General features: G+C 71.5%; 29 protein-coding genes. 12 read left to right on the top strand and 17 right to left on the bottom strand.

Annotated features, from left to right (window positions below; genetic code table 11):
• The first annotated feature begins 81 nt into the window (after positions 1-81).
• The 5 genes from AB0F70_RS16755 (at position 82) to AB0F70_RS16735 (ending at position 6,375) form a co-directional block, all read left to right on the top strand.
• On the top strand, positions 82-414 hold the full coding sequence (locus AB0F70_RS16755) for a helix-turn-helix transcriptional regulator (protein ID WP_357450256.1): 333 nt from the start codon (positions 82-84) through the stop codon (positions 412-414).
• Positions 415-634: 220 nt separating this feature from the next.
• Positions 635-1,318, top strand: a complete 684-nt coding sequence (locus tag AB0F70_RS16750; protein WP_357450253.1) for a YdcF family protein — start codon at positions 635-637, stop codon at positions 1,316-1,318.
• Between the two features lie 99 nt (positions 1,319-1,417).
• Positions 1,418-5,170 carry a S8 family serine peptidase gene (locus AB0F70_RS16745; protein ID WP_357450250.1) on the top strand — a complete coding sequence of 1,251 codons (3,753 nt, stop codon included), beginning with the start codon at positions 1,418-1,420 and terminating at the stop codon, positions 5,168-5,170.
• Positions 5,171-5,270: 100 nt separating this feature from the next.
• Positions 5,271-5,666, top strand: a complete 396-nt coding sequence (locus tag AB0F70_RS16740) for a DUF1232 domain-containing protein (protein WP_357450247.1) — start codon at positions 5,271-5,273, stop codon at positions 5,664-5,666.
• A 121-nt stretch (positions 5,667-5,787) separates the two neighbouring features.
• Positions 5,788-6,375, top strand: coding sequence for a 1-acyl-sn-glycerol-3-phosphate acyltransferase (locus AB0F70_RS16735; protein ID WP_357450244.1), 588 nt, complete (start codon positions 5,788-5,790; stop codon positions 6,373-6,375).
• 60 nt (positions 6,376-6,435) lie between these two features.
• Here the strand turns inward: AB0F70_RS16735 and AB0F70_RS16730 are convergent, their stop codons facing one another.
• A complete protein-coding gene (locus tag AB0F70_RS16730) occupies positions 6,436-7,158 on the bottom strand; it encodes a TetR/AcrR family transcriptional regulator C-terminal domain-containing protein (RefSeq protein WP_357450241.1) in 723 nt (240 codons plus the stop codon).
• A gap of 92 nt (positions 7,159-7,250) precedes the next feature.
• Here AB0F70_RS16730 and AB0F70_RS16725 point away from each other — a divergent pair, with 92 nt between their 5' ends.
• Complete coding sequence (locus AB0F70_RS16725) at positions 7,251-7,628, top strand: VOC family protein (RefSeq protein ID WP_357450238.1); 378 nt, start codon at positions 7,251-7,253, stop codon at positions 7,626-7,628.
• Between the two features lie 118 nt (positions 7,629-7,746).
• Here AB0F70_RS16725 and AB0F70_RS16720 read toward each other — a convergent pair whose 3' ends face one another.
• Positions 7,747-8,223, bottom strand: coding sequence for a TIGR03668 family PPOX class F420-dependent oxidoreductase (locus AB0F70_RS16720; protein WP_357450235.1), 477 nt, complete (start codon positions 8,221-8,223; stop codon positions 7,747-7,749).
• Positions 8,224-8,291: 68 nt separating this feature from the next.
• On the opposite strand from AB0F70_RS16720, the gene AB0F70_RS16715 reads away from it, so the two are divergent.
• Positions 8,292-9,383, top strand: a complete 1,092-nt coding sequence (locus tag AB0F70_RS16715) for a P1 family peptidase (protein WP_357450232.1) — start codon at positions 8,292-8,294, stop codon at positions 9,381-9,383.
• Here AB0F70_RS16715 and AB0F70_RS16710 read toward each other — a convergent pair.
• The 4 genes from AB0F70_RS16710 to AB0F70_RS16695 form a co-directional block, all read right to left on the bottom strand.
• A complete protein-coding gene (locus AB0F70_RS16710; RefSeq protein ID WP_357450229.1) occupies positions 9,353-10,042 on the bottom strand; it encodes an SIMPL domain-containing protein in 690 nt (229 codons plus the stop codon). The genes AB0F70_RS16715 and AB0F70_RS16710 overlap by 31 nt on opposite strands.
• 40 nt (positions 10,043-10,082) lie before the next feature.
• On the bottom strand, positions 10,083-11,180 hold the full coding sequence (locus tag AB0F70_RS16705; protein ID WP_357450226.1) for a winged helix DNA-binding domain-containing protein: 1,098 nt from the start codon (positions 11,178-11,180) through the stop codon (positions 10,083-10,085).
• On the bottom strand, positions 11,164-11,787 hold the full coding sequence (locus tag AB0F70_RS16700; protein WP_357450223.1) for a DUF4126 domain-containing protein: 624 nt from the start codon (positions 11,785-11,787) through the stop codon (positions 11,164-11,166). The genes AB0F70_RS16705 and AB0F70_RS16700 overlap by 17 nt, the downstream gene beginning before the upstream one ends.
• Before the next feature lie 127 nt (positions 11,788-11,914).
• Entirely contained in the window at positions 11,915-13,402 is a 1,488-nt protein-coding gene (locus AB0F70_RS16695) for an RNA-guided endonuclease TnpB family protein (protein WP_357450220.1), read from the bottom strand.
• 207 nt (positions 13,403-13,609) lie between these two features.
• On the opposite strand from AB0F70_RS16695, the gene AB0F70_RS16690 reads away from it, so the two are divergent.
• The 5 genes from AB0F70_RS16690 to AB0F70_RS16670 are packed head-to-tail and all read left to right on the top strand — an operon-like array spanning position 13,610 to position 16,793.
• Positions 13,610-14,065 carry an anthrone oxygenase family protein gene (locus tag AB0F70_RS16690; protein ID WP_357450217.1) on the top strand — a complete coding sequence of 152 codons (456 nt, stop codon included), beginning with the start codon at positions 13,610-13,612 and terminating at the stop codon, positions 14,063-14,065.
• Between the two features lie 41 nt (positions 14,066-14,106).
• Complete coding sequence (locus AB0F70_RS16685; protein WP_357450213.1) at positions 14,107-15,162, top strand: diaminopropionate ammonia-lyase; 1,056 nt, start codon at positions 14,107-14,109, stop codon at positions 15,160-15,162.
• 49 nt (positions 15,163-15,211) lie between these two features.
• On the top strand, positions 15,212-16,084 hold the full coding sequence (locus AB0F70_RS16680; protein WP_357450210.1) for a methyltransferase domain-containing protein: 873 nt from the start codon (positions 15,212-15,214) through the stop codon (positions 16,082-16,084).
• A gap of 50 nt (positions 16,085-16,134) precedes the next feature.
• On the top strand, positions 16,135-16,365 hold the full coding sequence (locus tag AB0F70_RS16675) for a CopG family transcriptional regulator (protein WP_357450207.1): 231 nt from the start codon (positions 16,135-16,137) through the stop codon (positions 16,363-16,365).
• Positions 16,362-16,793, top strand: coding sequence for a PIN domain-containing protein (locus AB0F70_RS16670; protein ID WP_357450204.1), 432 nt, complete (start codon positions 16,362-16,364; stop codon positions 16,791-16,793). The genes AB0F70_RS16675 and AB0F70_RS16670 overlap by 4 nt, the downstream gene beginning before the upstream one ends.
• A 107-nt stretch (positions 16,794-16,900) precedes the next feature.
• Here AB0F70_RS16670 and AB0F70_RS16665 read toward each other — a convergent pair whose 3' ends face one another.
• The 11 genes from AB0F70_RS16665 to AB0F70_RS16615 all read right to left on the bottom strand — a co-directional run bounded on the left by AB0F70_RS16665 (position 16,901) and on the right by AB0F70_RS16615 (position 24,782).
• Positions 16,901-17,431 carry a hypothetical protein gene (locus AB0F70_RS16665; RefSeq protein ID WP_357450200.1) on the bottom strand — a complete coding sequence of 177 codons (531 nt, stop codon included), beginning with the start codon at positions 17,429-17,431 and terminating at the stop codon, positions 16,901-16,903.
• Entirely contained in the window at positions 17,431-17,877 is a 447-nt protein-coding gene (locus AB0F70_RS16660; protein ID WP_357450440.1) for an RNA polymerase sigma factor, read from the bottom strand. The genes AB0F70_RS16665 and AB0F70_RS16660 overlap by 1 nt, the downstream gene beginning before the upstream one ends.
• Positions 17,878-18,188: 311 nt before the next feature.
• Positions 18,189-18,779: an HhH-GPD-type base excision DNA repair protein gene (locus AB0F70_RS16655; protein WP_357450198.1), complete on the bottom strand. Its 591-nt coding sequence runs from the start codon at positions 18,777-18,779 to the stop codon at positions 18,189-18,191.
• Positions 18,780-18,813: 34 nt separating this feature from the next.
• The gene (locus tag AB0F70_RS16650; RefSeq protein ID WP_357450195.1) at positions 18,814-19,335 is read right to left on the bottom strand and encodes an alpha/beta fold hydrolase; all 522 of its coding nucleotides are present in this window, start codon (positions 19,333-19,335) and stop codon (positions 18,814-18,816) included.
• Positions 19,335-20,270, bottom strand: coding sequence for a GNAT family N-acetyltransferase (locus AB0F70_RS16645; protein ID WP_357450192.1), 936 nt, complete (start codon positions 20,268-20,270; stop codon positions 19,335-19,337). Before AB0F70_RS16645 ends, AB0F70_RS16650 begins: the two co-directional genes overlap by 1 nt.
• Positions 20,271-20,347: 77 nt before the next feature.
• A complete protein-coding gene (locus tag AB0F70_RS16640) occupies positions 20,348-20,836 on the bottom strand; it encodes a GNAT family N-acetyltransferase (protein ID WP_357450189.1) in 489 nt (162 codons plus the stop codon).
• 19 nt (positions 20,837-20,855) lie between these two features.
• A complete protein-coding gene (locus AB0F70_RS16635) occupies positions 20,856-21,338 on the bottom strand; it encodes a GNAT family N-acetyltransferase (RefSeq protein ID WP_357450186.1) in 483 nt (160 codons plus the stop codon).
• Between the two features lie 58 nt (positions 21,339-21,396).
• Complete coding sequence (locus tag AB0F70_RS16630; RefSeq protein WP_357450183.1) at positions 21,397-21,792, bottom strand: nitroreductase family deazaflavin-dependent oxidoreductase; 396 nt, start codon at positions 21,790-21,792, stop codon at positions 21,397-21,399.
• 79 nt (positions 21,793-21,871) lie between these two features.
• Entirely contained in the window at positions 21,872-22,702 is an 831-nt protein-coding gene (locus AB0F70_RS16625; RefSeq protein ID WP_357450180.1) for an ATP-binding cassette domain-containing protein, read from the bottom strand.
• Between the two features lie 62 nt (positions 22,703-22,764).
• Complete coding sequence (locus tag AB0F70_RS16620) at positions 22,765-23,769, bottom strand: putative F420-0 ABC transporter permease subunit (RefSeq protein WP_357450177.1); 1,005 nt, start codon at positions 23,767-23,769, stop codon at positions 22,765-22,767.
• A complete protein-coding gene (locus AB0F70_RS16615) occupies positions 23,766-24,782 on the bottom strand; it encodes a putative F420-0 ABC transporter substrate-binding protein (RefSeq protein WP_357450174.1) in 1,017 nt (338 codons plus the stop codon). The genes AB0F70_RS16620 and AB0F70_RS16615 overlap by 4 nt, the downstream gene beginning before the upstream one ends.
• Positions 24,783-24,796 lie beyond the last annotated feature (14 nt).

Below are 24,796 nucleotides of genomic sequence, written 5' to 3'. Positions count from 1 at the left end.
GCCGCGACGGCCATAGACGTATAGAGTCAGTCGCACAGGGCTTGCCGGAAAAATGATCTTCACTTTCCGGGAGGCCCTGTCGTGCGTCATGGCACGTTTCGATGGCCGAGCGTCGACGGGAGGGGCGTCTTGCTCACCACTGCAGCCCAGATCGTTGTCAGGATCCGTGCCGAGCGAGGGCTCAGCATGAGTTCGCTGGCAGTGCTGGCGGGCGTACCCACGTCGACGATCAGCCGTATCGAGTCAGGTCAGGTCGAGCCAACGCTCGGCATGATCCGGCGCATCGCGCTGGGCGCCGGCTATCACCTGCACCTGCAGTACTACGACCTGTTCTCGGGCAAGCTTGAGGACCACGTCGTCGGGGCCACGAGCGCCGAGGGAAGGAACGAGAGCGAGGACGATCCTGACCGCTAGAGCAGGGTCGCCGTTGTCCGTTACCTTGTGTCCTTATGGGGTGTGTCCTTATGGGGTGTCTGCGTATGGGGTGTCTGCGTGGAGGGCGTGAGAACCGCGGTGGAGGGCGTGGCCCGCATGTTCTTGCTGGTAGTGAAATAGCGCGTCATTACCGCGAAATCCCGGCGCGTACCCACACTCAGATTGTGCCGGTCATTCCTCCGAGCAATATGGTCGTCATATGCCGAACGTCATGATCCCCGCCGAAGCGCGGGAGGACGTAGAGACGCTGTGGGCGTTCCATGACCTGCAGCACGAGCCGCGACCGGTCGACGTCTGCATCGGCCTGGGCGGTCACGACCTCGGCGTGGCCGACTACACGGCGGACCTCTTCCGCGACGGGTTGTTCCGGCAGATCGTCTTCACGGGCGCCAACGCGCCCACCACCATCGACGCCTTCCCGGAGGGCGAGGCGTTCGGCTACCGCGACCACGCCATCGCCCGCGGTGTGCCGGGCACCGCCGTGCTCGTCGAGCCGGCCGCGACCAACACGAGCGAGAACCTCGAGCTGAGCCGCAAGCTGCTCGCCGAGCACGGGATCGAGCCGTCGTCCGTGCTGCTCGTCTCCCACCCGTACCAGCGGCGGCGTGCGTTCGCGACGTGCCGGGTCGTGTGGCCCGACGTTGACGTCCTGTGCGTGTCCCGGCCGATGCCGCTCGACGCGTACGTCCGGACCAACGGCGACGCCGACCGGGTGGTCGACATGCTCGTCGGCGAGACGCAGCGCCTCACGCTGTACGCGGAGCTCGGCTTCATCTCCCGCGAGGAGGACGTGCCGGACGACGTGGTGGTCGCCTTCGACCGTCTCGTGGCCGCCGGATACACGTCGCGGCTCGTGGAGGACCGGCGCCCGATCGACGTCTGACCTGCTGGGCCCGTGACTTTCGTGGTGCGTCCCGCTTTGTGCGGATAACTTCGGCGCAGGTCGCGCCCTGATCGGGCGCGCACGACGGAGAGGCCCCGCATGCGCCGTGTCGCCGTAGCCGCACTGTCCGCACTCCTCCTCGGTGGGTTGCCCGCAGCGGCGCTCACCCCGTCCGCAGAGAATCCACCGGGCTCACCAGGCTCGGCGCCGCCGGCGTCGGCCGCCGCATCCGGTCCCGCTCGGCACACGGTCACCCTGATCACCGGCGACCGGGTGGCGATCAGCGGTTCGGGGGACGCCCGCGTGCTCACCCCGATCGCCGCACCGCGGCCCGACGGGCGCGTCGTGACCTTCCACTCCGTCCGGCGGGGCGACGCCCACTACGTGCTCCCGTCCGACGTCGCGCCCCTGGTCGGCGACACCCTCGACCTCGCGCTGTTCGACGTCGCGGGTCTGGTCAAGGCGGGTTACGACGACGCGGCGCTCGCCACCGCCGGCCGCACCTCGCTGCCGGTCATCGTGCAGTCCACCCAGAAGATGGCCCGGACCGCCGACGCCGCCGACTGGGCAGGGCTCGGCCTCACCCGCGAACGGACGCTGCAGTCGATCGGCGCGGTCTCGGGTTCCGTCGACGTCGCCACGGGCGGCGGCGAGCTCGCCAAGGTGTGGGGACTGCTGGGCGCGGTGGGTGCTGAGTCGGCCTCGGCGGACGGAGCGCGGGCGAAGGCCAGGTCGGGTGTCACCAAGGTGTGGCTCGACGGACGGGCAGAGGCCCTCGACGTCGACTCGACGCCCCAGGTGGGCGCCCCGGAGGCCTGGGCGGACGGCCACACCGGCGAGGGCGTGACCATCGCCGTCGTCGACACGGGTGTCGACACGACGCACCCCGACCTGGACGAGAGTGTCGTCGCGGAGCGCGACTTCACGGGCGGCGACAACCCTGCCGACGGGTTCGGCCACGGCACCCACGTCGCCTCGATCGCCGCCGGGACCGGCGACGCCGACGCGGACATGAAGGGTGTGGCCCCCGGCGCGGACATCATCAACGCCAAGGTCCTCGACGACTCGGGCTCCGGTGAGTGGTCGGGGATCATCGACGGCATGGAGTGGGCGGCCCAGGAGGGCGCCCAGGTGCTCAACCTGAGCCTGGGGGAGCCGGGCAGCTACACCGACGGCACCGACCCCGCGTCCCAGGCGGTGAACGCGCTCACCGCGCAGTACGGGGTGCTCGTGGTCGCGGCAGCCGGCAACGACGGGCCTGCCGCGGGCACGGTCTCGCCGCCTGCGGTCGCCGACTCGGCCCTCGCCGTCGCCGCGGTGGACGACGACGACGTGCGGGCGGACTTCTCCAGCGCCGGGCCCCGAGCCGGTGACGGTGCGCTGAAGCCCGACATCGCGGGCCCGGGCGTGGACATAGTGGCCGCGCGGGCTGCCGGCACCGAGATGGGTGAACCGGTGGGCGACTCGTACGTCATCGCCAGCGGCACCTCGATGGCAGCGCCGCACGTGGCGGGCGCCGCCGCCGTGCTGCTCTCGGCGCACCCGGACCTCACCTGGCAGGAGGTCAAGTCCACGCTCATGGGCTCGGCCCAGGCCGGCAGCAACTCGGTATGGGAGGAAGGCGCCGGCCGGGTCTGGATCCCGGGGGCCCTCGACCAGCAGGTCACGGCGAGCCCGGCGTCCGTCTCCCTGGGCCGTTTCGAGTTCCCGCAGGACGGCCTGGAGCCGGTCACGGAGACCCTCACGTACACGAACACCGGCGACGCGGAGGAGACACTCGATCTGGCGGTCGACATTACGTCGGGCGCTGAGCCGGCCGCCGGTGCGGTGACCCTGAGCGCTGACAGCGTGACCGTCCCTGCCGGTGGCACCGCGAGCGTCGACGTCACGGCATACCCGGCCGAGGTCGGCATCGGCGACGTCGGCGGTGCGATCACCGCTACGGGCGAGCGCGGGACGGTTCGTACGACGGTTGGTTTCGTCAACGAGCCGGAGCTGTTCGACCTGACGATCCGCGCCACGGACCTCGACGGCAGCCCCGTTGAGAACGAGGACGACCGCTTCGTGATCCAGGGGATCGACGACATCAGGGTCACCGCGTACACGGACTTCGACGAGGAGGGCACGTTCACCGCGCGGGTTCCGGCCGGCCGGTACAACGTGGCGGGCTTCACCGGCATGTCCGACGAGGTGCTCGCCCGGCTGAGCACCACGTCGGCGACCTTCCCGCTCGTTGACGTCACGGAGGACACGGAACTGGTGGTCGACGGCGAGGCCGCGCAGCGCGTCACCATCGACACGCCCCGGGAGACCGGTGACCGCCTGAATTCCGTGGACCTGTCCTTCGAGACCGACGAGCTCGGGGTGACCACCGGGATCTTCGGCGAGCTCGGCGACCTGTACACCCTGCCGGTGGCGCAGCCCGCAGCAGGGCACTACCGGCAGTCGTGGATGACGCTGCTCGACGGGAAGATCCTCGATGTGCAGGTGGGCGACCTCGGTCTCGACCTGGTCCCGCTGGGCCAGCCCGAGCCGGTGGCCGGGACCTTCGACGTGTCGTTGGTCGACGCCGGTCTCGGCGAGGACTTCGCAGGTGCCGACGGCGCCTGGGCGTTCGTGGAGCACGCAGGCCCGGAGACCCTGCAGGGTGTGGCCGACGCCGCTGCCGCTGCCGGGGTCGAGGTGCTCCTGGTGGCGGGCAGCGAGAAGGGCTATGTGAACGACTGGCTGAGCTCTCCGCCGCTCCCGGTCCTCGGTGTGCCGGCCGCGCAGGCGAAGTCGCTGCACGCAGCTCTCGACGCCGGCCCCGTGACCCTCTCGGTCGCGGGCAAGGCCGCGCCGTCGTACTCGTACGCGCTCGCCTTCAGCCGGGACGGCTCGGTGGCCGACGAGCCGATCTCGTACGTCGCGGACGGCAGCACCACCGGGCAGCTGCGTGTCTCGGTGGCGGCCCCTGCGCCGGGTGCCGCCCCGTACGTGGGCGGCAGCGTGTGGACGTCCGTGGGCGGGCTCGGGATGCTGAGCAAGGCCCCGGCTCCCCACAAGCGCACCGTGTTCGTGTCGGCCGACGAGGACGTGGCCTACTCGCCCAGTGCGTCAACCGCCAAGGATGACCCTTTCTTCGGGCTGTTCGAGGGTGTCATGCGGAGCTTCGCGCCAGGGGGGAAGGCGTCCGCCCGTCTGCTGGCTCCTGTCTTCCATGGCGGCGGAGGCATGGCGCAGCGGACCGGAAACAGCATGGACCTGGTCTTTCCGGTCTACGTGGACGACGCGGGTCACCACATGCCGGTGCTGCCGGGCGAGGACGCGCGGACCCGCCTGCGGCTGTGGGCCGGCCAGGAGCTCGTGGCGGACGCCGAGGACTCGACCTGGATGTTCCCCGAGGACCTACCGGCCGCGCCCACCCCGTACCGGCTGCGCCTCGACACGGCCTACTCCGGTGAGTGGTGGCGCACGTCGACCAAGGTCTCGACCGAGTGGCGCTTCCGGTCCGCAGGCGGGGGCGGCGAGGACGAGCCTGCGGAGCTCCCGCTGCTCCAGGTCGACTACGGGGTGCCGGCGGCGCTCGACGGGACTGTGGACCGCACGGCCAAGCTCACGCTGTCGGCCGATCACCAGCCGGGAGTCGAGGGCGCGGACGTCACGGGTATGCGCCTGTGGGCGTCGTCCGACGACGGGAAGAACTGGCAGGAGGTCACCGTGCAGCCCGGCAAGGGCGACACGTTCCGGGCGGTGGTCAAGGCCGCGGCCGGTGCGCGGTTCGTGTCGCTCAAGGCGCAGGCGACGGACGCCGACGGCGGGCGCGTCACCGAGACGGTGATCCGGGCGTACCGCCTCGAGCCGGCCAGCTGAGCCGGTCGGCTGAGCCCGTCGGCCGAATGAGGTAGACATCACGAACCGGGCGACTCGCACATACCTAGCGAGTCGCCCGGTTCTCCGTTACCTTCCGGGCATGGGCGATGAGAAGAAGCGCGGCAAGGATCCCAGGAAGTTCACCTGGCAGGAGATCCTGACGTTCATCGCGGGCGCCGGCTACGTGGCCAGCCCGATAGACCTCCTGTCGGAGGGCGTCCTGGGCCCGCTCGGCCTGGGCGACGACGCGATCGCGATCGTCATCGCCGGCGTGACCCTGTTCAAGGCGGTCCAGCGGTTCCGGCAGCACCGGCCGAAGCCGGGCGCCCCCGGCGACACCTCCTCGGGCAGCCCGAAGCAGGGCGGTACGACGTCGGGGGCCGCGCCGTCGGACAGCGCGACGCCGGGCAGCGCGACGCCGGGCAGCTACGCGACGGACAAGACCATCCCGGGCACCGCAGAGGACGTGACGCCGGGCCGCAGGCCCAAGCGCTGACGCCGGGTCGGGAACGGGCGGGCCGGACGGGTCGTTGGGCGTTCGCGGGATCTGTCAGAATTGAGATTCTGTGTTTTTCGCCTGAGGTTTCACCCGATCCGCCTTTGACTCGAGGACGACGATGTCACGCACCATCCGCCGGGCTGTCGCACGACTGATCTGGGCCGTCACCGGCTACCGGATGCGCTCGGAACCCGCCCCGACCCGGCCCACGGTGTTCATCGGCGCGCCGCACACGTCCAACACGGACTTCTTCCTGATGCTGGCCATCGCGTTCGACATGGACCTCAAGATCCGGTTCCTCATCAAGGACTCCTGGTTCAAGGGCCCCATCGCTGGACTGATGCGCTCCCTTGGCGGCATCCCGGTCGACCGGAAGGACCCGGCGAGCATCGTCGAGGAGATCCTCACGGCCGTCGAACGGGGCGAGGAGTTCCACCTGGTCGTGACGCCGGAGGGCACGCGCGGCGCCGGCTCGGGCTACTGGAAGTCGGGGTTCTACCGGATCGCGCTCAAGTCCGGATTCCCGGTGACGCTCGGATACGTCGACGGCGTGGCCAAGGTTGCCGGGCTCGGGCCGAGCATCCAGCTCACCGGCGACGTCAGCGCCGACATGGACGCGATCCGCGCGTTCTACGCGGACAAGTCGGGAGTCAACCCGGCCAACCGCACCGAGCCGCGCCTCCGCTCGGAGGACGAACCCGTCTGAGTGCTGGATATTTGTCGATTCCTGTCCGGTATGTCGACAAATACCCAGCACTCAACGTGCTCACGGGGGTGGGGCTGGGGTCAGCGAGTCGAGCACGCGAGCCAGTCCGAACTCCCAGGCGTGCTCGGGGCTGGACGCCGCGTTCATCTCCTCGCCCGCGGCGCCGCCCACCCGCTGGGCCAGCGGGTAGGCGGCGCCCAGGTACTCGGCGAGCCGTCCGGCCCACCGCGCCCAGACCTGCGGCATCTCGTCGGCCCGCGGGTCGCGTCGGCGCGCGCGGGCGGCGGCCCGCACGAAGTCGAGCACGAAGGTGAGCGCGGCGTCGCGGGCGACGTCGTCCAGGGGTAGCGCGTCCAGGGCGTGCAGCTCGTGGTCGTACTTGGCGATGGTGCCGGGACCGAACGCCGTGCGTTCGTCGTCGATCTCCAGCAGCCAGGGGTGCTCGAGGTGGAGGGCCAGGTTCGCGTCGGCGACCCGGCGCACGCGGGTACGCCAGTCGGCGTTGCCATAGGTGGGCAGCGGCATGCGCGCGTAGACGGCGTCGGCCATCAGGACGAGCAGGTCGTCGCGCTCGTTCACGTGCGTGTACACCGACATGGTCGAGATGCCCAGGGCTTCGCCGAGGCGCCGGACCGTGACGGTGGCGAGGCCTTCGGCGTCCGCCAGGGTGCACGCCGCGTCGACGACCGCACCTGTCGTGACGCGCGATCGCGGGCCGCGCGTGCCGCCCTGCGGGGCGGCCGGATGATCGCGCCAGAGCAGGTCGATCAGCTCGCGGGGCATGGGTCTCCAGAATCGGTGTGACAGGCCGGGAACATTCTGCAATCATCCTACGTTGTACGCCGTACAGAGTTAACCCCGACGGAGGAGTCCGCTTGAAGATCACCGAGACCGCCCTGTCCCTCAACGTGCCCGACGTCGCCGCTTCGGCAGAGTTCGCCAAGCAGCACCTCGGCTTTACCGAGACGATGTCGGCGGACGGGTTCGTGGCGCTCACGCACCCCACGGCCGGCGTCAACATCGTGTTCCTGCGGGTCGGCCTGGGCACCTTCAAGCCCGAACGCATCGCCGGGCCGGCCGGCCAGGGCCTGCTCGTCGCGTTCGTCGTGGAGGACGTCGACACCGAGTTCGCCCGCATCTCCGCCGCCGGGGCGGAGGTCGTCACGCCGCCCGAGACCGAACCCTGGGGCGAGCGCTACTGCCAGTTCGCCGACCCCAACGGGATCGTGTGGCAGCTCGTCCACTGGGTGTGACGGACTAGCCCTTTCCCACCCCCCTTTGAGGTCAAGGTTGCTCCGCTCTGAAACGCTTCAGAGCGGAGCAACCTTGACCTCGAAGGAGGGGAAGGGACCGGTGAGGGGGGCGGGCCGGTTAGCCGGGCGCCCAGCCGGACCAGTGGGTCACCCGCACCCTGATCAGCGGGCCGTCCGGCCTGTGCTCGCGGTACTGCGAGTACCGCGCGGCGAGCGCGTCCAGCGCCGCCGCGCGGGGCTCGCCCTCGTGCTCGACGGTCGCGGTGCCGTCGGCCCGCACCCACCACAGCTGCGCCCAGTCGTCGTCGTACCGGTCCACGAGGAGCGCGACCCGCGGGTTCGCGGCGAGGTTCCGCAGGCGCTTCAGGTCGCGCGTGGTCTTTGGCTTGTGGTCGATGGCGACCACGAGCTCGTCACCCGTCGGTGCGTCCGCTCCGGCGTCGGACGGCGCATCGTCCGTGGTGCGGTTCGCCAGGCTGAGCAGGGCGAACGTCACTGGCACAAGGTGCGGCGCACCGTCGGTGTCGGCGGTGGCGAGGTACGCGTGCCGGGCCGCGGCGAACCGGGACCGGCAGGCGTCGAGATCAAGGCGCACGGTCTCATTCTGCCGAAGTGGCCGTCGACCTGGCGCTGGGCGTCGGTCCGATCAGCGATGCTGGGGGCATGAGCGACAACGGACAGCGCCCGCGCCGGGCACGCGACCTCGGCATCGTCGTCGGCCCGCTGGCGACCGGCACCCTGAACGCGATCACCGACGTGCCCGGCGTGCGCGTCGGGCACACGACGATCGTCGACGCGCCGCGCCTCCACACCGGGGTCACCGCGATCGTCCCCGACGCCCTCGGCCCGGACCGGCGCACCCTGCCGTGCGGGCTGTTCGTCGGCAACGGGTTCGGCAAGCTGGTCGGCGCCACACAGGTCGCGGAGCTCGGCGCGATCGAGACGCCGATCCTGCTGACCGCCACCCTCAGCGCGTTCCGGGCGGCAGACGCCCTGGTCACGTACGTGCTCGCGAGCCCGGGCCACGAGGAGACCCGCACCCTCAACCCCGTGGTCGGCGAGACCAACGACGGCCGCCTCAGCGATATCCGCGTCCGGCCCCTCACGGAGGCGCGCGTGCTCGCTGCCCTCGATGGCGCGACGGCCGGCGCGCCCGACGAGGGTTGCGTCGGCGCTGGAACGGGGACCATGGCGCTCGGGTTCAAGGGCGGGATCGGCACCTCCTCGCGGCTGGTTGGCGGCTGGACCGTGGGCGCCCTGGTGCAGTCCAACTTCTCGGGCACGCTCACCGTCCGTGGCGTCCCGATCCCGGCCGACGGCGCGCGGGTGCCGCCGTCCGCTGACGAGCCCGAGGGCAACTCGTGCATGATCGTCGTCGCCACGGACGCGCCGCTGGACGCCCGGCAGCTCGGCCGGGTGGCACGCCGGGCGGTGTTCGCGATGGCGCGCGTGGGCTCGGACTTCGCGAGTGGCAGCGGCGACTACGCGCTGGCGTTCAGCACGCCGCCGGGTGTCTCGTCGTCGGGCAGCGCGGTGGACGCGGCCGAAGGCAGCGTGGCCGAACGCGACCTGGACCCTTTCTTCGCCGCGACCATGGACGCGGTGGAGGAGGCCCTGCTGAACTCGCTGCTGACGGCCACCACGACCGTGGGGCACCGCGGTACGGCGACCGCCGTGCCCCACGACCTGGTCGTGAACCGCCTGCGCGCAGCAGGCGTGCTGCCTCAGCCCTCGGCGGGCGCGCCCGCCTCGTAGTCGGCGGACAGCGTCACGTCGACGTCGATGTCCCGGGGCTGGAGCTCGACCTGCGCGCCGCCGTCGCCGTCGGACATCATCCCTGCGCGCATCGCGTACATCGGGACGTGCCCGCCGCCGCCGTTGCCGCCGCCGCGCAGGCCCGCCTCGAAGATCGCGACGGGCGCGACCGGGCCGAGGCCCAGGGCGTCCGCGTACGACTGCGCGCGCACCGCGGTCTCCTCGGCGGCCTCGATGCGGGCCTCGGCAAGGAGCGCCTTGCGGGTCTCGTCGGTCAGGTTCCAGGTGATCCGGTCGACCTCCACGCCTTCGACGTCCATGACGTCGGCGAGCCAGGTCGACAGCACCTCGAAGTCGCGGAACGTGACCGACAGCCGTGCCGAGGCGCGGAACCGGCGGATCCGCTGCTTGCCGCCCGTCTGGGAGTTCTTGACCCGGTCGTCGTAGACGTACGAGTGCACCGAGTCCGCGTCCCACCGCTCGGCGGCGCCCGTCGAGACGTGCGCCTTGACCTGGTCCACGAGGATGGTGTGGGTCCTGGCCACCTGGTCCACCACGTCGTTCCGGAGGGTGCCCGAGAACGCGACGTGCAGGTTGACGGTGCCCCGCTCCGCGGGATGGGTACGGGTGGCCTGACCTTCGACGGCGATGCGAGTCATACGCGGAGTCTGCCGACTACGCCGCCTCCCGCGCTACCCGTCAGCCGATGGTGCCCTTGCCCACCGCGCCACGGGCCAGGGTCGGCTCGAGTCCGCAGAACTCCCCGTACCGCGCCGCCTCGGCCTCGATCGCGGCCCAGATCCTGGGGGTCGGCTCGTCGGTGAGCTCGACCGTGATCTCCACGCTCTGCGCCTTGAGGACCCGTGACCAGCCGCCGGCGATCATCCCGTCCACCGTCACGAGCCCCATGTACAGCCAGCGGCTCGGCATCTCTTCCCGGGTCAGCGGGGGCCAGCCCTTGAAGTCGTGGCAGAACAGCTCGTCGAACACGGACAGCAGGCGGACCGTGCCCTCCGGAGCGGGTTCCGGCAGGTCGCCGTCGGTCCAGAGGGTCAGGCCGGCCAGCTCGTGGCGTGTCAGCCCGGCGTCGGCCACCGCCGCGCGAGCCGCGGTCTTGGCGAGAGTGGCCCACCATGCGGCGTCCTCCGCGCGGCACGGGCCGTGCCCGCGCACGTACGCGCGCACCAGGTGGATGCGCGCCTCGTCCTCGTCCCAGACCTTCTGCTCCGGGAGCAGCCGGTAGGTGGCCTGCTTGCCCCGCATGGGGCCGCTCGCGACGAGCAGGTCGAGCTCGGCGTGCATCATGATCTGTCCCAGGTGCCAGCTGTCCACCGGCGCGCCCTCTGCCTCGGCGAGCACCACGCCGATCTCCTTGCGGGTCAGCGGGCCGTCCGCCAGGGTGTCGGCGACCACCGCGTGGCGGCGGGGGAGCAGCGAGTGGTCGAAGTCGCGCGGTCGCTCCGCCGACAGCATCGCCCGGCGCACCCGGGGCGCCGTGACGGTCATCAGGGGTGCGAGGTCGCCGGGGGTGACGTAGTGCCAGGTGGGGCGCAGGATGTGCGTGCGCAGTATCGATCCGTCGGCCAGCGCGGCCTGCACCCCGGCGAGCGTTGCCGGTTGCGCCAGCCGCTGCGCCACGCCCCACGCGGAGGAGTGCAGCTCCTGCGACTGGACGGCGCCCAGCCGGGCGACGACGCCGGGGACGCCGCCTCCGTCGTCGGGCGGCCGCAGCACGCCCAGGCCCACCGAGGTGAGCCGGGCGCGCTGGATCTCGCGGATGTCAGACGTAGTAGGCATCGTCGCCACCGTGGCCGGCCGCCCGGGCCCGTCGATGCTTCACCAGGCTTCGGATCAGCAGGATCGCACCGATCACGAACAGGATCATCACGGGGATGATCGCGAGCGGGGCGAGCACGGACAGGAAGCCGAGGCCGATGCTCGTCACGTCCTCCGCGGCGCTGACCACCGGCGCCGCGGTGCCACCGGAGACGGTGTTGGCCACGACCCGGCCACCAGCCTTCGCGGCATGCGTGCCGAGTGCCAGGACGATGCCCGAGACGATCGGGATCCACTGGCCCGACTGCACGAACGTGCTCGGGTCCGTGACCGTCGCCGTCTCCGACATGGAGCCGGCACCGAAGGCGATACCACCGGCGGTGGGCCTGATGACCGTCTGCACCACGTCGTTGATGGAGTCCAGCACGGGGATCTTGTCCGCGACGAACTCCAGCACCAGGAGGACGGTCAGGATCGCCAGGACCCAGCCGTTCTCCAGCCACGCCCAGCTGCCCGGCAGCGTCACGAGGTCCGTGAAGCGTGAGAGCACGCCGAGGAAGATGAGGGGGATCCATGCGTTGAGGCCCGCCGACAGGGCGAGTCCGGTTCCGGTGGCAAGTTCGAGCATGACTCGAAGTGTTCCACGGCACACCGACACTCCGGGGCTCGAAAGTGTCCGGTGTGCCCGATCTGTTATCACAGCGTGTCTGTGAACTGGTGTTCACGGGCACCGCCCTTCTCGGGCGCCCACCCGTTCAGGCCGCTGGTGCGGCCTGAACGGGGGTTCCTGCGTCGTCCGGGCTGGTTTCACCCACACGGGTGTGTGGGCCAGAGCCGTCCCGTCGGCAGGCGTTGTTCACGGGGCCGGCTGCTTGACGGTCCCCGATCCGGACTCCACCACTACCCCCGCCGTCTGTGACGGTGGGGGTGTGGTCCTCGGCCCAGGCGGCGAGGTTGACGGCGGCATTCAGATCCCGGTCTATGACGTGACCACACTCGCGGCACTCGAACGTGCGGTCCTTGAGCGTGAGGTCCTTGCGCAGGCTGCCGCAGGACGAGCAGGTCTTGGACGACGGAAACCACCGGTCCGCGACCACGACCTGTCCGCCGTGCCAGGCCTGTTTGTAGGTGATCTGCCGTTCCAGCTCACCCCACGCCGCGTCACTGACGGCTCGGGCGAGCCGGTGGTTGGCCATGATGCCGGTGATGTTCAGGTCTTCCAGGACCAGCTTGTCGTGGGTCTGGACGAGCTGGTGGGAGACCTGGTGCAGGAAGTGCTGCCGGGTGTCCCGCACCCGGACGTGATGCCGCGCCAGACGCGCGGAAGCCTTGCGGCGGTTCGCGGACCCGCGCTGCTTGCGCGAGACGGCACGGGCCAGACGACGCTGCCGGCGCAGCCTCATGGCCAGCGTCCTCGGCGCCTGGACGCGCAGCGTCTCGGTCCCGTCCCGGGTACCGGCCACGACCAGAGCACGCAGACCCCGGTCCACACCGACCCACCCGGTCTTGTCGTCGGCCGCGTGAGGCGCGTGCTGGACGGCGGGATGCAGGTCGGCAGCCTCTACCGTGATCGAGATCCACCAGCGGTGCACGCCGCGGGTGACGGTGGCCTGCAGGATCCGAGCCCGCCCCATAGCGATCATGCGGCGCAGGCGGCGTGTGTCCTCCCGGACCCCGATGCTGCCGATTTTCGGCAGGGTCACCGACCGTGGACGTGCCTCGGTCCCGACACGGATCGAGGACCGGGTGCCCTTGGTCTTGTTCCGCATCCGGAACGACCCGCCCGTGCGGGACTTCTTCTTGAACCGGGGGTGCTTGATCGGGCGGCCCTTGCGTTTCCCGGACCGGGAGGCGGTCCACGCGGCCAGGCCACGACCGACGTCGACGGCGCCTTCCTCGAGTACCTCCGCCGATACCTCGCCCCGCCAGACCAGCCCGGTCACCTCCTCGGCGACACCCTCACCGGTGACGAGGAACCGCCGTCCGGCCGCCTCCGACCTCTTCCACTCGTTGAGCGCGTTGATCAGGCCGAACCGCGACCACGGCACCGCGTCCCGGGCCTGGTCCACGGCGTCCGTGCCAGCACCGCGACCACTGAGCGCGCGGTGGCGTTCGCGGGCGTCCAGGTGCAGGCGCAGGCACTGGTTGTATGCAAACCTCGCCGCGCCCACGTGCCGCGCGAGCACCACCGACTGCTCGACCGACGGGTCGAGAGCGAACCGGAAAGTGGTGTGCCGAGCCATGACCCGAACGCTACGCGGCACCACTGACATCGACCCGAGCGAGGACACCTGCGAAGTTCACAAACACTCTCTCAGAGTGCAGCACGGGGCGGTGTACCCGGACAGGAGCGCATCACTGATGTCCGTGCGTAACACCTGGAAGATGCAGGCCCCTCGTGCGAGAGTTGCTGCCTTCACCGCACTGGTGCGCTGCCCGGGAGGCACTTGATGGTATGGACGATCTTCGCCGTGGCTTCGGTGGTGCTGCTGGGGCTCTCGGCGGGCGTGTTCTACGGGTTCTCGTCGTTCATCATGAGCGGCCTCGCCCGCGCCTCGGACGAGGCCGCCGGAGCCGGCATGAGCGGAATCAACGAGACGGCACTCCTGCCCGCGTTCATGAGCGTCTTCTTCGGCGCGCTCCTCGTCCCGGCGGGCACCGGCATCTGGGGCCTCGTCGAGGGGCGCGACGGCGGCGCGTGGGTCCTCGCGGGCGCCGCCGTCTACCTGGTGGGCACCTTCGGCGTCACCATGGCCCTGAACGTGCCCCTCAACAACCGGCTCCTCGCCGACCACGACAAGGCTGCGGGCTGGCGCGCCTACTGGCGGCTGTGGACCACCTGGAACCACGTTCGCACGTTCGCGGGCGTCGTGGCGACGGTGCTCGCGGCGGTCGGCCTGCTCTGACCGGTCGGCCTCCGGTGGGGGCGTCGGGGACAATCGAGCACATGCCCGCCATCGACTTTCACCGCACCCTGCCCGGATACCAGCCGACACCGTTGCGGGACGTGCCAGCGCTCGCGAAGGAGCTCGGTGTCGGACGGGTGCTGGTCAAGGAGGAGTCGAGCCGGCTCGGGCTGCCGTCGTTCAAGGTGCTCGGCGCCTCCTACGCGACGGCGTGCGCCCTGGCCGAGCGGTTCGGGCTGCCCGTGGCCACCCTGGACGCGGTGCGTTCCGCCGTCCGAGGCAGCGCCGTCCGGCTGTACGCGGCGACGGACGGCAACCACGGCCGCGCCGTCGCGCACGTGGCGGCCCTGGTCGGTGCCGCAGCGACCATCTATTACCCGCCGGGCATCACGGAGGCCGCCAAGAAGGCGATAGGTGCGGAGGGTGCACAGGCGGTCGAGGTGGACGGAACGTACGACGACGTGGTGGCTCGCGCGGCCGCCGATGCGGACGCGGACCCCGACGCGGTGCTGGTGCAGGACACCTCCTGGCCCGGATACACGACAGTCCCGCAGTGGATAGTCGACGGCTACTCCACGCTGTGCCTCGAGACCGACGACCAGCTCGCCGCCCTCGGCGTCACCGGGCCCGACCTGGTGGTCGTGCCGGTAGGAGTCGGCTCGTTCGCCCAGGCGGTGGTGAGCCACTACCGCAGGTCAGGGGCCGACGGCGGCACGCTGCTCGCGGTCGAGCCCGACCGGGCCGCCGGGCTGGTCGCGTCTCTGCGCAAGGGCAAGCCGGTCACGGCCCCGCCCGGCGAGACGATCATGACCGGCCTCAACTGCGGCACCGTCTCGGCGCTCGCGTGGCCGGTGCTGCGGGACGGACTGGACGGCGCGGTCACCGTCTCCGACGACCAGGCGGCCGCCGCCGTCGACGACCTGGCGCGCCTCGGCGTCGACTCGGGACCCTGCGGCGCGGCGACCCTCGCGGCGGCTCGCCTGGTGCTCGGCCGGTCCGGCTGGCGCGAGGCCATCGGCCTGCGGTCCGACGCCGTGGTGCTGCTCCTGTCGACGGAGGGACGGGCGGCGAACCCCGTTCCCGAGGGCCGGGTCTGACCCCGGTCCGCCCCGACATCACTGCCAGATCGCTGCCAGGAGTGTGCTCGTGTCCGTTCCCCTTCCCGCCGCCCTCGAACCGATCCTGCCGCTGCTGCGCTGTCCGTCCTGCGGAGCCGAGCTGTCGCCCGCCGACGGGGCGCTGCGCTGCCCGCGGCGCCACAGCTTCGACCTCGCCCGGCACGGGTACGTCGGTCTGCTGACCGGCGCACGTGCGACCAGCGGGGACGACGGGCCGATGGCGCGCGCCCGGCGGGACTTCCTGGCGGCCGGGCTGTATGCGCCGGTCCGCGACGCGGTCGCGGAACTCGCCGCCGAGGCGGATCTCTCCGGTCGCCCGGGACGCCGGGGGCGGCCGGCCACGGTGGTCGACGTCGGCTGCGGCACCGGCTACTACCTCGCGGGAGTGCTCGACGCGCTGCCCGACGCCGTCGGCCTGGGCCTGGACACCTCGGCCCACGCGCTGCGCGTGGCGGCCAAGGCGCACGAGCGGGCCGCGGCGGCGACGTGGGACGTCTTCCGGCCGTTCCCGATCGCGTCCGAGCAGGTCGACGTGGTGCTCGACGTGTTCGCGCCGCGCAACCCGGCCGAGTTCCACCGGGTGCTGCGCCCAGGCGGCGTCCTCGTCGTGGTGCGGCCCTTCGGCGGGCACCTGGCCGAGCTGCGCAGCCAGGTCACGCAGATGGTGACCGTGGACCCGGACAAGGAGCGGCGCCTGCACCAGGCCCTGGACCCGCACTTCGAGCCCGCGCGCACGGTGGAGGTCGAGTACGCGACGCCATTGACCCGGCAGGAAGCGGTCGATCTGGTGCTGATGACGCCGAGCGCGCGCCACGTCACGGAGGAGGAGCTGGCCGACGACGGCGAGCTGCCCGAGCAGGTCACGGTGTCGGTGCTGGCCACTGCCTATCGCAGACGGTGACGGCCAGCATCACTCTGGCGAGACTATCCTACTTCAAGTAGGATAAGAGCATGTCTGCTGCAGCTGGTATCGAGAAGCACTCTGTCTCCATGCCTGTGACCACCTCGGAGGGCGTCCGCGCCCGTGCGGGGTCCCGTGGCTTTTCCGCATACGTTGCCGGAGCGGTCGCCCGTCAGCTTGAGCGGGACGCTCTCGACGACGTGCTGCAGAGCATGGAGGCTGAGCACGGTGCGGTCGATGAGGACGAGGTCGCGGTGATCATGGCCAGGCTCGCGCGGTGATCGTTGGCCCGCACTCGATCTTGCTTGACTCCGAAGCGCTCTCCGCCCTGGCCGACGACGGGCGGCAGATGCAAGCCTGGGCAACCGTCGCACGTCGCACGGACTCGACGCTGCACACGTCAGCTGTGACGCTCGCAGAGGTCACCGACGGCACCGCGCGCGACGCTCGGGTCCGCCGTGCTGCTAAGGCCTTGCGAGTGGAGGAAGTCACCGCGGAGATCGGCTACAGCGCGGGTCGTTTGCGTGCAGGTGCAGCTTCATCGCGTCGGAAGGCTCGCGACATGACCGTCGATGCCGTGGTCGCGGCAACGGCGCTAGCCCTTCATGGACCGGTCGTCGTACTGACCACGGACGACGGCGATCTGGACCTCCTCCTCACTGACACCCATGTGAAGGTTGAAAGGGTCGGCAAGAGACAAGCGATGTAAAGCTTTCACTCGGTCAGGCCCAGCTCATTCTGAAGCTCGGCCAGCTCTAGTAGGGCCGACGCTCGACGGGACTGTTCCGCCGTCCGGCCGATGCCGTTGTCTGCGACTCACGGGCCGGTCTCGTCCGGGGCGGACGAGGGGAACGGCGACGGCGACCCGTCGCAGCCGTCCACCGGCACGGTCTCGCCGGACGGCTGCCCCGGTCTTTCCGGCCCGGGCGTCGCTCGGGACGTCGGTGCTGACGACGCGCACTCGCTAGGACCGAAGGTCGGTCCGGTGCTCGGGGTGCTCGTCGGCAGGCCAGGGCCGGGTGTCGGCGAGAGCGAGGCCGGGGCACCTGGCAGGAGTTCGCCAGGTTCGGGCCACAGCAGGGCCGTACCGATTCCCGCACCGCCGAGCAGGGCCACCGTGGCCGCCAGCGCCCACACCGCGGAACGACGGCGGGGGAGCGTCGGCTGCTGTCCGTGCCGGAGGATCTCCACGCCGGACGACGAGGCGTCGTCGGGCTCCGGTTCCGCGTCGGGACGGGACCGGACGCGCACCAGCGCGTCCGAACGCGTGCGAGTCAGATCCAGCTCCAGGTCGACCTGGCTCAAGGCACGCCGCGCGCGGGTCAGGGTGTCTTCCGTCTTTCTCATCAGGTCTCCTGACCTTCGGTCACTGTGCGGTAGGCGGCGCGCAGCCGACGTCGTGCCCGGTGCACCCGGGTGGCGGCGGACGCCGTCGTGCAGCCGAGCACGTGGGCGATCTCAGCGGTGCTCAGCTCCGCGGCGGCCAGCAGCTCGACGACCTCGCGGTCGGCCGGGCGCAGGAGCGCCAAGGCGCGGTGGAGGACGTCGAGCTCGTCCACCAGGCGGGCGTCGTCGGGACCGGGGGCCCTGGGGTGCCGCAGCGTCCGCTCGGCGAGCGCCGTCCGACGCCGCTCGGCCCGGACCTGGTTGGCCAGCACCCGCCGGGCTATGGCGAACAGCCAGGCACGGGGGTCGTCGGGAACCTCGCCCTTGCGCCAGGCGATCGCGAAGACCTCCGCCACGACATCCTCCGCCTCGGACGCGCCGAGTCGGGTTCGCGCGTACCTGTGCACCGCGCGTGCGTGGTCGACGAACAGCGACTCGGTCTGGTCCGGCGTGAGCGGACCGGAGGAGACGTCGCGTGGCTCGGTATGGGTGGACAGGACGTCTCCCGGGGGTGCGGCAGTGGGACGGGTGCGGGCTGCTGTGGGCCTGCGAAACGGTTGGTGTCCGGGAGCGGTCTCGCCATGACACCTGGTCGGTGTCGTCCACGTCACATCACGGCGCTGTGATGGCGCGTGTGGGCGCTCCCGCTGAGCCTTCGACCGGCCCCGTCGGTGCGTTGTCGGCTGCGCCGGACGGGCCGTCGCCCCGTGCGGTTCTGTCAGGCGTTCTTCGCGGCGACCTTCTGCGCCTTCTTGAACGCGCGGACCTCCAGCAGCGCCTCGGCGCTGGTCACGTCTGCGATCGACCGGTGGGAGCCCTCTTCGCCGAACTCGCCCGCCGCCTCGCGCCAGCCCTCTGGCTGGACGTCGCGCTGCTTGCCGAGCAGGGCGAGGAAGATCTTGGCCTTGCGCTCCCCGTAGCCGGGCAGGGCGTTCAGGCGCTTGAGCACCTCGCGACCGGTCGGGGCTCCGCCGTCGGCGCCGGGCGCGGTCCAGATCTTCGCGGCGTCGCCGTCGTACTCCTCGACGATCGTGCGGGCGAGCTCCTGCACACGACCTGCCATGGACCGGCCGTACCGGTGGATCGCCGGGGGAGTGGTCGCCATGGTGGTGAACTCGTCGGGGTCGGCCTCTGCGATGGCGTGCACGTCGAACGAGCCCATGCGGTTGCGGATCTTGGCGGGGCCGGCGAACGCGTGTTCCATCGGAAATTGTTGGTCCAACAACATCCCAGTGAGCAGCGCGAACGGGTCGTCGCTCAGCAGCCTGTCCGTGTCGGGGTCGCCGGTGATCCAGAGCTCGGTAGCCATGAGCCCATTGTGACCCACGTGCTTCGGCGCGCACTCAGGCGATCAGCCGGTCCACTATCTCCAAGGTCTCCGACGTGAAGTGCCCGTCGTCGCGCACCACCAGCGTCCCGCCCAGCCTGTCGAACATGGCCCGTCCCTGGTCGGCGTCGCAGCCGAACTCGTCCTCCACCGAGTTGAGGAACACCAGCTCACGGACGTGCGACCGGATCGCCGCCCAGCCGTACGAGTCCTGCAGCACCGGCTCGGCGTTGTCGTTCGGTGGCGTCGAGTACCCGGCGACGAGCACCGCCTGCGCCACCGTGACGTCCAGGTGTTCGAGGACTGCCAGCAGCAGAGCGGCCCCGCCCGAGTGCCCCACCAGAACGGTGTCCTCGGAGAACGTGTGCGCGGCGAGCACCCTCGGCAGGAACTCGCCGATCGGTTCGACGTTCGTGCCGGGGTGGTGCGGCGTCTCGACGTCGTACCCGCGTGCGCGCAGCCGGCCCGCGAGCCACGGGTACCAGATCCAGCCAGGCTCGGCACCGGTCCCGTGGAAGATGATCGCGTTGCGTCCCATCAGATCTCCCTCGACACGGCTGCCGCCTCGGGCACCACGACCAGGTTGACCTGGTCCAGCACCGGTTCGAACCCGATCGCCGCGTACACCCGGTTCGACACCGGGTTGTCCCGGTCGGTGTAGAGGCAGACCCGGTCACCCGCCTCGAGCGCACGCTGGGCGATCTCGGCGACCATCGCCCGCGCGTACCCGCGCCCACGGTGCTCGGCCGGCGTGTAGACGGGGCCGATCCGGACCACGCCGAAGGCCGGCGGCCGCATGCCCGTCAGGTGCACCGCCTCGCCGTCGACGTCCCACAGCCAGATGGTGCCCTCCTCGATCAGGTCCGAGGCGCCGTGGATCCGCAGCGGCTCGGAGGCTGGCGGGCGCCCTGCCTGGACGTCCGCCTCACTGTGGAACACCGTGAACCACCCGGCGACCAGGTCGAGGTCGTCGAGCGTGGCCAGGCGCGCGCTGCCCGACGGCGCCGGGTCGGGCCGGGCGATCCGCGTCGCCTCCCAGAGACGGTCCGGCCGGCCCTCGTGGACGGTCCCGCCCATCGCGCGCTGCGTCTCCTCTGTGAAGGCCCTGACGGCTGGGACGGAACCGTTTGCCGAGGTCAGGGGCGCTTCTCCGGCCCGGGCGGTGCGGTCCATCGCGGCGTGGGCCAGCAGCCGTGCGGCGTCGTCGGGCAGAGCCGGGACCCAGACCGTGTGCGGCGGCTCGGACATGGTCCGCATCGACACTCCCACGACGACGCCGCTCGCGTCCCGCACGACCGCCCACCACATCGGATGCGCCGGACGTGGCCAGCCCGATGCGAACAACCGCGCGGCCTTGTGCGTCACCGACGCGATGACGCTCAGGACGACGGGCTCGGCCGCCAGCAGGTCACCGGCGACGTCCAGGACTGCCGCTGGATCATCGAAGAACTCGATGCTGTGTGCGCTGGTCATTGCGGAAGCCTGGCACGCGGGGCCCGACCGATCGAGCTGTTTCGCGCGTATCGCGGGCGATTCGCCCGGCGCAGCGGCTAACGGACCAGGCGCACCTCGAGCACGTCCGTGTCCGGGTCGGTGACGGTGACGCCGTCGGGCAGGAAGCCCGCACGCTGGAAGAACTTGCGCGCACGCGGGTTGGTCGCGTACGTCCAGAGCTGGGCCGACGTGCCGGGCGGGAGGATGTTCTCCAGCAGGGCGTGACCGACGTTGGTCCCGTGGAAGTTCGGGTCGACGTACAGCTCGTGCAGCTCGATGGCGCGGGCCGGGGGGTGGCCGAGGTGCGGGCCGGACGGGTTCTTCATCGCGAAGCCGACGATCTTGTCGCCGACCTCGGCGACGAGCGCCTTGTTGCCGGCGGCGAGGATGCGCATCCAGCCCTCCGTGCGGGTCCCGAGCGTCTCGGTTTTCCAGTGCTCTGGCGACAGGAGCTCGCCGAAGACCGCGCGCCGGGTGGTCCAGTGCACCGCGGCGATACCGACGGCGTCGTCCGGGATCGAGGCGCGGATGTGGAAGTCAGACATGAGTCGAACCGTAACCCGACTATCTGACCATCCGTACCTCTGCGAGGTCGGCGGTGCTCGTGTCGACGACCCGCGTACCCTCCATGACGAACCCGTTGCGCTCGTAGAAGCGCCGGGCGCGCGGGTTGTCCTCCGCGACCCACAGCTGCGCGCCGGTCCCGGGCGGCACGACGGCGTCCAGCAGCGCCTGGCCGACGCCGGTTCCGTGGTGGGCCGCCAGGACGTACAGCAGGTACAGCTGCCGGCCACGCATCGGCAGCACGTCCTCCTGCTCGACGGCGTCGCCGGACATCGCGATGCCGACCACCTCGCCGCCCACCTCGGCGAGGACAGGGGCCGCGCCGTTCGCCAGCCACCGCTCCCACGTCGTCGTGCGCCGCTCGAGCGTGGCAGTGGCCCAGAACTCGGGCGGGAGGATCTGCCCGTAGGTCGTGACCCAGGTCGTGTGGTGCACCCGGGCGACGGCAGCGGCGTCGGACAGCTTGGCTGTGCGCAAGTTCACGACGCGAAACATACTCCCGCGCCGGGGCGGTCGATGACACGCGACCGCCGCAGCGACGTCAGGCGGGGTGCAGGGTCCCCACGAGGCAGTCCTCGATACCGACTGCGGACAGGAGCTTCGACGGCACCGAGCCGAGCCAGCCGACCGCCTCGTACGCCGGCACGAGCCGGACGTCCTTGACCAGGTAGTCCGTACCGGTGCGCGTCAGCCGCACGGTTCCGGCACTCATCGTGTTGCGGGCCCAGTCGGTGCCGGAGCCCCACGGCAGCGGCAGCACCGCGACGATCTCCTGCTCGGGCCGGGCCGCGAACGCGACGAGCGGTGTGCTGTACTCCTTCCCGGACTTACGTCCGACGTGGTGCAGCACCACCCACGGCGAAACCTGCCCAGCGATGCGGAGCATCCACGGGTTGACGAACTTTCCTGCCTTGACGACGAGATCAGGTGCGGCCATGGCTCCCATCATGGGTCAGGTACGCGGATCCGTCAGCATGGGGCCCCTGCCCGCATGCCGCCGCAGACCCCGCCGGGCCTCAGCCGCGGTCGAAGGAGAGCACCGGCCGTCCGGTCCGCGGATGCGTCAGCACGTCGACCCGCACCCCGTACACCGGCTCCAGCACCTCGGGCACGAGCACCTCGTCGACCGGTCCCGCCGCGACGACCCGGCCCTGGTCCAGCAGGACCAGGTGGTCGCAGGTCGAGGCGGCGAGGTTCAGGTCGTGCAGGGCTGCGACGACGGTCACGCCGTCCGCCGCGAGGTCGCGCAGCACCCGCATGGCGTGCAGCTGGGCAGCGATGTCGAGGTGGTTGGTCGGCTCGTCGAGGAGGATCAGCCGCGGCTGCTGCGCCAGGGCACGGGCCATGTGCACGCGCTGGCGCTCGCCGCCCGACAGGGTGCCGACCTCACGGTCGCCGAGCTCGGCGGCGCCCGCAGCGGCGAGGGCCGTGTGCGCGGCGGCGCGGTCGGCGTCCGAGTCGCCAGCGAGCAGGGAGCGGTGCGGTATGCGGCCCAGGAGCACGGCGTCCAGCACGGACAGCGGCAGGTCGGTGCCGGCGTCCTGCTCCACGAGGGCGAGCAGCCGGGCGCGTTCGCGGCGCGGTAGCGCGCGCAGATCGGCGCCGTCGAAGGTCGTCGCCGGGTCTGTCGCCGATCCCGGGCCGGACGGCGGCGCGGACGCCCCGGCGTCGGACGGCGACGTGGCGCGCCCCGCCTGCTGCACCCCGGCGAGAACCCGCAGCAGCGTGGACTTGCCCGAGCCGTTCGGCCCCAGCAGCCCGGTGACGGCACCGCCGGGGGCGAGCACCCCGACGTCGTCCAGCACGAGCCGCCCACTGATGTCCCAGGAGACCCGCCCGGCCGCCAACCCCCGTTGAGTGTTGGGTATTCGCCCTGTCGAGGGCGTCTGGGTCGACAAATATCCAGCACTCACCGGTTTCCCTTCCAGAGCAAGAAAGCGAAGATCGGGGCGCCGATCGCCGCCGTGACTATGCCTACCGGGAGCTCGCGGGGTTCGAAGACGGTGCGGGCGAGGGTGTCGGCCCAGACCAGGAACGACGCCCCTGCCAGCGCGGACAGCGGCAGCAGCAGGCGGTGTCGGGCCCCCGTGAACAGCCGCACCGCATGCGGCAGGATCAGCCCGACGAAGCCGATGGACCCGCTCTGCGACACGAGCGCCCCGGTCAGCAGCGCGACGCCGATCAGGAGGATCCAGCGCGCGCGGTTGACGGGCACACCGAGCGCGGCGGCGGCGGTGTCCCCGAAGGTGAACGCGTCGAGCACGGACCCGGTCAGCGCCAGCAGCGTGCCGAGCACGAGGACGGCGCCCCCGGCGATCGCCACCGACGTCCATGTCGCCGACGCGACGGAGCCCATGAGCCAGGACAGGACCTCGCGGAACGCGTCGCCCTTGGCGGACCAGAAGATGACGAACGACACGGCCGCCGCGCAGAGCTGGCTGATCGCGAGCCCCGCCAGCACGGTGCGGGTCGGCGTGATCGTGCCGAGCGCACCCGCCAGGCCGAGCGCGAGCGCCAGCGCCCCGACGGCGCCGGCGAACGCCGCGACCGGCAGCAGCAGCGGGACGCCCGCGAGCAGCACGAGGACCGCGCCCAGCGACGCGCCCGACGACAGCCCCAGCAGGTAGGGGTCGGCGAGCGGGTTGCGCGTGAGCGACTGCATCACGGCGCCGCACACCGCGAGACCCGCGCCCACGGCGGCGGCGGTGAGGATGCGGGGCATCCGCAGCTGCCACACCATGCCGTCGCGCAGGGCCGAGAGCGGCTCCAGGCCGAGCGCGCCGCCCAGCCCGAGGTGGGTCGCCACCGAACGGCCGACCTCGGACAGGGCGAGGTCGGCCGGGCCGATGGTCACCGCGACGCCGATGCTCAGGACGAGCGCCAGCGTCGCGGCGGGGAGGGCGAGCTGCTTCACAGGTCGAGGTCCGCCAGCTGGTCCACCACCGAGGCGACGGCGTCGACGTTCCGGACGCCGGCCTCGGTCGCCGGGAACGGCACCACGACGTAGCGCCCCTCCTTGACCGCCGTCATCTCACGGGTCGCCGGGTTCGACTCCAGCGTCTCGATCTTCGCGTCGGCGGGGTTCCACGCGGCGTCAACGAGGACCAGGACATCGGGGTCGGCCTCGACGACGTTCTCCCAGCCGAGCGAGGTCCAGGTGTCGTGGACGTCGGACGAGACGTTGGTGAGCCCTGCCGCGTCCATGATCATCTGGGGCGCGCCGATGCCGGCGCCCACGTACGGGGTGTCGTCGCCCGAGGACCACCACAGCGCCGTCAGGCCGCGGTCGTCCGGCACTATCGCGTCGAGCGCCGTCCGCTGCTCCTCGACGAGCTGCGTCGCGGCGTCCTCCGCGTCGAACAGGGAGCCCACCTCGGTGATCTCGTCGAACACCGTGTCGAAGGTGAGCGGGTCCGGCATGTACCCGTCCTCCTTGCAGGCAGCGGGGGAGACGTACGTGGCGACGCCGAGCTGGGCGAGCGTCGCGCGGTCGCCCGCCGTCTCCGCGGTCAGGTTGGACTCCCAGCCGGCGTAGACCAGGTCCGGCTCCAGCTCCAGCGTGGCCTCGGAGCCGGGCGCCTCTGCCGCGAACGGCTCCTCGACGGCGGGCACCGACTTCAGCGAGTCCGGCACCGGACCGTCGAGGAACGCCGAGCCGACTATCCGGTCGCCCAGGCCGAGCGCCAGCAGCATCTCGGTGGTCGACGACTTGATGGTCACCACGCGCTCCGGCGGCGCGTCGACCACCGTCTCGAACCCGCAGTTGTCGAGGGTGACGGGAAAGCCGCCCGACGACGGCGTCGTCGCACCCTCGGCGGCGGTCTCACCGGAGGCGGTGGGCGAGCAGGCGGCGAGGGCGAGCGCCGCGACGGCGGCGAGGGCGGGCAGGGCGAACGCACGAGCAGGACGGACGCGGTGGGTATGCACGCGAGGGCTCCAGG

The organism is Promicromonospora sp. NPDC023805 (assembly GCF_040639635.1).
In the GTDB taxonomy this organism is placed as follows: Bacteria; Actinomycetota; Actinomycetes; order Actinomycetales; family Cellulomonadaceae; genus Promicromonospora.
Note: the sequence above shows the minus strand (reverse complement) of the source record. Positions and strands in the feature narration are given on the sequence as shown.

Excerpts from the sequence above, each read along its gene's own strand:
- AB0F70_RS16750 (WP_357450253.1), top strand. The coding sequence starts at position 635 with ATGCCGAACGTCATGATCCCCGCCGAAGCGCGGGAGGACGTAGAGACG.
- AB0F70_RS16745 (WP_357450250.1), top strand. The coding sequence starts at position 1,418 with ATGCGCCGTGTCGCCGTAGCCGCACTGTCCGCACTCCTCCTCGGTGGG.
- AB0F70_RS16740 (WP_357450247.1), top strand. The coding sequence starts at position 5,271 with ATGGGCGATGAGAAGAAGCGCGGCAAGGATCCCAGGAAGTTCACCTGG.
- AB0F70_RS16735 (WP_357450244.1), top strand. The coding sequence starts at position 5,788 with ATGTCACGCACCATCCGCCGGGCTGTCGCACGACTGATCTGGGCCGTC.
- AB0F70_RS16730 (WP_357450241.1), bottom strand. The coding sequence starts at position 7,158 with ATGCCCCGCGAGCTGATCGACCTGCTCTGGCGCGATCATCCGGCCGCC.
- AB0F70_RS16715 (WP_357450232.1), top strand. The coding sequence starts at position 8,292 with ATGAGCGACAACGGACAGCGCCCGCGCCGGGCACGCGACCTCGGCATC.
- AB0F70_RS16710 (WP_357450229.1), bottom strand. The coding sequence starts at position 10,042 with ATGACTCGCATCGCCGTCGAAGGTCAGGCCACCCGTACCCATCCCGCG.
- AB0F70_RS16705 (WP_357450226.1), bottom strand. The coding sequence starts at position 11,180 with ATGCCTACTACGTCTGACATCCGCGAGATCCAGCGCGCCCGGCTCACC.
- AB0F70_RS16700 (WP_357450223.1), bottom strand. The coding sequence starts at position 11,787 with ATGCTCGAACTTGCCACCGGAACCGGACTCGCCCTGTCGGCGGGCCTC.
- AB0F70_RS16695 (WP_357450220.1), bottom strand. The coding sequence starts at position 13,402 with ATGGCTCGGCACACCACTTTCCGGTTCGCTCTCGACCCGTCGGTCGAG.
- AB0F70_RS16690 (WP_357450217.1), top strand. The coding sequence starts at position 13,610 with ATGGTATGGACGATCTTCGCCGTGGCTTCGGTGGTGCTGCTGGGGCTC.
- AB0F70_RS16685 (WP_357450213.1), top strand. The coding sequence starts at position 14,107 with ATGCCCGCCATCGACTTTCACCGCACCCTGCCCGGATACCAGCCGACA.
- AB0F70_RS16675 (WP_357450207.1), top strand. The coding sequence starts at position 16,135 with ATGTCTGCTGCAGCTGGTATCGAGAAGCACTCTGTCTCCATGCCTGTG.
- AB0F70_RS16665 (WP_357450200.1), bottom strand. The coding sequence starts at position 17,431 with ATGAGAAAGACGGAAGACACCCTGACCCGCGCGCGGCGTGCCTTGAGC.
- AB0F70_RS16655 (WP_357450198.1), bottom strand. The coding sequence starts at position 18,779 with ATGGCTACCGAGCTCTGGATCACCGGCGACCCCGACACGGACAGGCTG.
- AB0F70_RS16650 (WP_357450195.1), bottom strand. The coding sequence starts at position 19,335 with ATGGGACGCAACGCGATCATCTTCCACGGGACCGGTGCCGAGCCTGGC.
- AB0F70_RS16645 (WP_357450192.1), bottom strand. The coding sequence starts at position 20,270 with ATGACCAGCGCACACAGCATCGAGTTCTTCGATGATCCAGCGGCAGTC.
- AB0F70_RS16640 (WP_357450189.1), bottom strand. The coding sequence starts at position 20,836 with ATGTCTGACTTCCACATCCGCGCCTCGATCCCGGACGACGCCGTCGGT.
- AB0F70_RS16630 (WP_357450183.1), bottom strand. The coding sequence starts at position 21,792 with ATGGCCGCACCTGATCTCGTCGTCAAGGCAGGAAAGTTCGTCAACCCG.